Below are 3,227 nucleotides of genomic sequence, written 5' to 3'. Positions count from 1 at the left end.
GTCATCTTCGACTACGACTCGATGTGCAACCTCGTCAGGGGCGACTACTCCATGCACGAGAGCGTCTTCCGTGCCCCCGACAAGGTGGGCAACCTGTACCGGGAGGACGGATGCAAGGGACGCGAGTATGACCGTGGCGGACGTCTGCTGTGGGACGGAGAGTACCATTACCGCTATGACTGCGAGGGCAATCTCGTACACAAGAGCCGCAGGGATGTGTCCGTTCCGGAAAACAACGGGCATACCGGAAAGAAGGGATGGCTCGGTATGCTGTTCTCTGCGGATGATGCCGACAACAAGGACAACAGCCGTGAGACTGACCCGTTCGCCGATTGGCAGCAAGGCGACACCTGTTACAAATGGCAGGCCAACGGTATGCTTGCCGGGGTGAGGACTCCCGACGGAAGGACGGTCACGTTCGGCTATGACGCCCTCGGCAGACGGGTGTCAAAAAGGACGGGCGACAGTGTGCACCGTTTCGGCTGGGACGGCAACGTGGTGCTGCACGAATGGGACATTGAGGAAGCCCAGAGGCCGAAGCTCGTCACGGACGAGACCGGGCGCGAGGAATACGACGGCACGGAGAAGCCGGCCAACCTCGTGACATGGGTGTATGACGGAACGTCGTTCACGCCTGTGGCGAAGGTCACGGACGGGGAACGCTACACGATAGTGCATGACTACCTCGGTACACCGACGCAGGCATACGACAGCAAGGGAGAACTTGTCTGGGAGATGCTGCTGGATGTGTACGGAGAGGTGAAGGAATGCCACGGGGACCGAACGCTCGTGCCGTTCAGATATCAGGGGCAGTACGAGGATGAAGAAACAGGACTGTATTACAACAGGTTCAGGTACTACTCGCCTGAAATGGGGATGTATATTTCTTCTGACCCCATTGGGCTGGAGGGAAATAATCCGACACTCTATGGATATGTTTACGATATCAATAATATGGTGGACATATTTGGATTGAAATGTTGGAAAACAGCTAAGAAAAATTATTGGAAAACGAAATATGCTGATGAGATGTTAAATCCAACAGGAAAATACTCTCCTAACAATTTAGCTTTAATGAAACGAGGAAATGCTCCTAAAATAAAAGTTGAAGTATCTGATGCTTTGGGAAATAAAAATATTGTTGATGTTCCTATTGAATTGCATCATACAAGTTTACCTCAAAGGTTAGGTTCTTCTAAAGCTAATGAAGCATGGAATTTGACAGAAGTTACACCTTGGGGACATGCGAGTATGGATCCTTATAGAAATTTAGGAGATAATTTCAATTTAGTACGAATTATTAATGGAACAAATTCTTGGTGAAATGGAAGCGAATAATATAATAAATGGGCTAAAACATCTGTCAGAAGGACTATTCCTGCCTGAAGGATGGATTGATTGGTGGAAACAAAATGAAAAGTTTGCGAAACAATTCTTGTCATCACGGTGGTATTTGAAGATAAAGCCTAAGATGTCACAAGGTTTAATAGGTGCCACACTAATATCTCAAAATGCGGCTCGTGAATACTTAAAATCTATAAATCAATCTTATAACGAAAATTCACAAATCAATTATGTGGAAGGATGGAGAAAGCAAATAGATGATATCTCCTTGAACTATGACAAAGTTGATATTATTGATTTTGACTTGAAATTTACCAAGTTGAAGCAAATTTACCCAAACTTGTTCGCCGTAATAAAAAAACACTTACTGCAAAAGGATGTTGTGGAAAATAATTTAACCGAAGAGAAACTAACCTCATCATTCTTTTATAAATTATTACATAGTGATGTTATTACATTTTTTTATTGTATTTCACAATTAAAGATGGAAGGTGTTTTTATTGATTTTAACATGTTAGAATTGCGAGATGAGTATGTCAAATTTGGTGAATTATGGTTGAATAGTGATGGAGATGAGTTATATATCAAACCTCATGAACCTTCTGTATATTTTCATGATATAGGGAAAAATCAAATACATATTATAAATAAATCATTTAATTTATTTATTGAAAATGATTTGAGTCGCTTTATTTCTGAAAATGTTTAGTTTTTTGCTCTGTATGGTTCGGCTATCTTATTTTATATTATGGTGGAATACAATGCTGGGGATTGCATTAACAATGGATAGATAAAGTTTGTAAAAACCAATTTAATCAGTTATATTGTTTGCCATAATTCTTCAAAAAAGAAAAAATGGAAACTTTGGAATAGAACTAATTCAATAGCTATAATTTAATACAGTAAATGTTACTTGCGGACAGTCATATCACTATGGTAGTCGGGGTTGACGTCCATGTGACGACAGCTCCCCCCTTCAATCCCATCCACCCTTACATAGGTATGGTGATGGACCCCGCCGACTACATACCGTTCCTCGGCACGAACGTGAGCGTGAACGGGCTGAAGCGCGGCGTCTCGGACACGGGCGGCATGATTATCCCCCTGATGCACATCCCGCTTGCCGGACCTTTCGCCATGGCTTCGATGATCGGGCACGAGAGCATGAACTTCTTCGCCTCGCAGACCGTGTTCTGCGACGGCAGCCGCATGAGTCCGAAAGGGCACATGGTAATGACGTGCAACGACGTGGGCATACCGCTGTCGGCAGGCATAGGCAAGAACAAGGCCGGAAAGACACGGCTCATACCGAGCCTTTTCGCCCCGACCTCCTTTTCCCTCCCTGTCCCCACAGGCAAGCCCGTCATGGTGGGCGGACCCTATGTCCCCGACTGGGGCGGAATGCTGACGGGACTCGCGGCGAGCATAGGGTTCAGCTCCCTGATGAAGCTCGGAGGCAAGGGACTTGGCAAGGCACTAAAGATATTCAACCACAAAGTTCTCAAGAATACCGACATACAGAAGCGTTTCCCCTCGACGAAGAAGCTGAGCGCATACTTGTGCAGGAACGGCTTCGAGCCTGTGAACCTCGTTAACGGAGTTGTGGTTTACGAGGGCACGGACTTCGGCTTCCCGTCACCGCTTCCGCTGGAATGGAGCCGGGCATGGTACTCCGATTCGGAGTACGAGGGCTGGCTGGGCCATGGCGTACACTGCTGCTATGACCGCACGGTGGAAAGTTTCGAGGACGAGGGCGTGACGATGCTCCGCATGGAGGACGGCCGTGCCGTCGCTTTCCCGCCGATAGCACCGGGCGGCGAGTTCTACATGCGCACGGAACGCATGACGCTGCGCCGCACCGAAAAAGGCTACGAGGCATACAG

3 protein-coding genes are annotated in these 3,227 nt (G+C 46.9%); all 3 read left to right on the top strand.

Annotated elements, in window-relative coordinates; translation table 11 throughout:
- Window positions 1–1,323, top strand: a 1,323-nt coding sequence (locus HMPREF0106_RS00515; RefSeq protein WP_009041266.1) for an RHS repeat domain-containing protein, incomplete at its 5' end; no start/stop codon positions are given.
- Window positions 1,304–2,053 (top strand): hypothetical protein, encoded by a 750-nt coding sequence (locus HMPREF0106_RS00520; protein WP_009041265.1) that lies wholly within the window; start codon window positions 1,304–1,306, stop codon window positions 2,051–2,053. The genes HMPREF0106_RS00515 and HMPREF0106_RS00520, both read left to right, overlap by 20 nt.
- 224 nt (window positions 2,054–2,277) lie before the next feature.
- A partial coding sequence (locus HMPREF0106_RS27595; RefSeq protein WP_232286802.1) for a DUF6531 domain-containing protein occupies window positions 2,278–3,227 on the top strand: 950 nt, incomplete at its 3' end.

The organism is Bacteroides sp. D22 (assembly GCF_000163675.1).
Lineage (GTDB): Bacteria > Bacteroidota > Bacteroidia > Bacteroidales > Bacteroidaceae > Bacteroides > Bacteroides xylanisolvens.
Note: the sequence above shows the minus strand (reverse complement) of the source record. Positions and strands in the feature narration are given on the sequence as shown.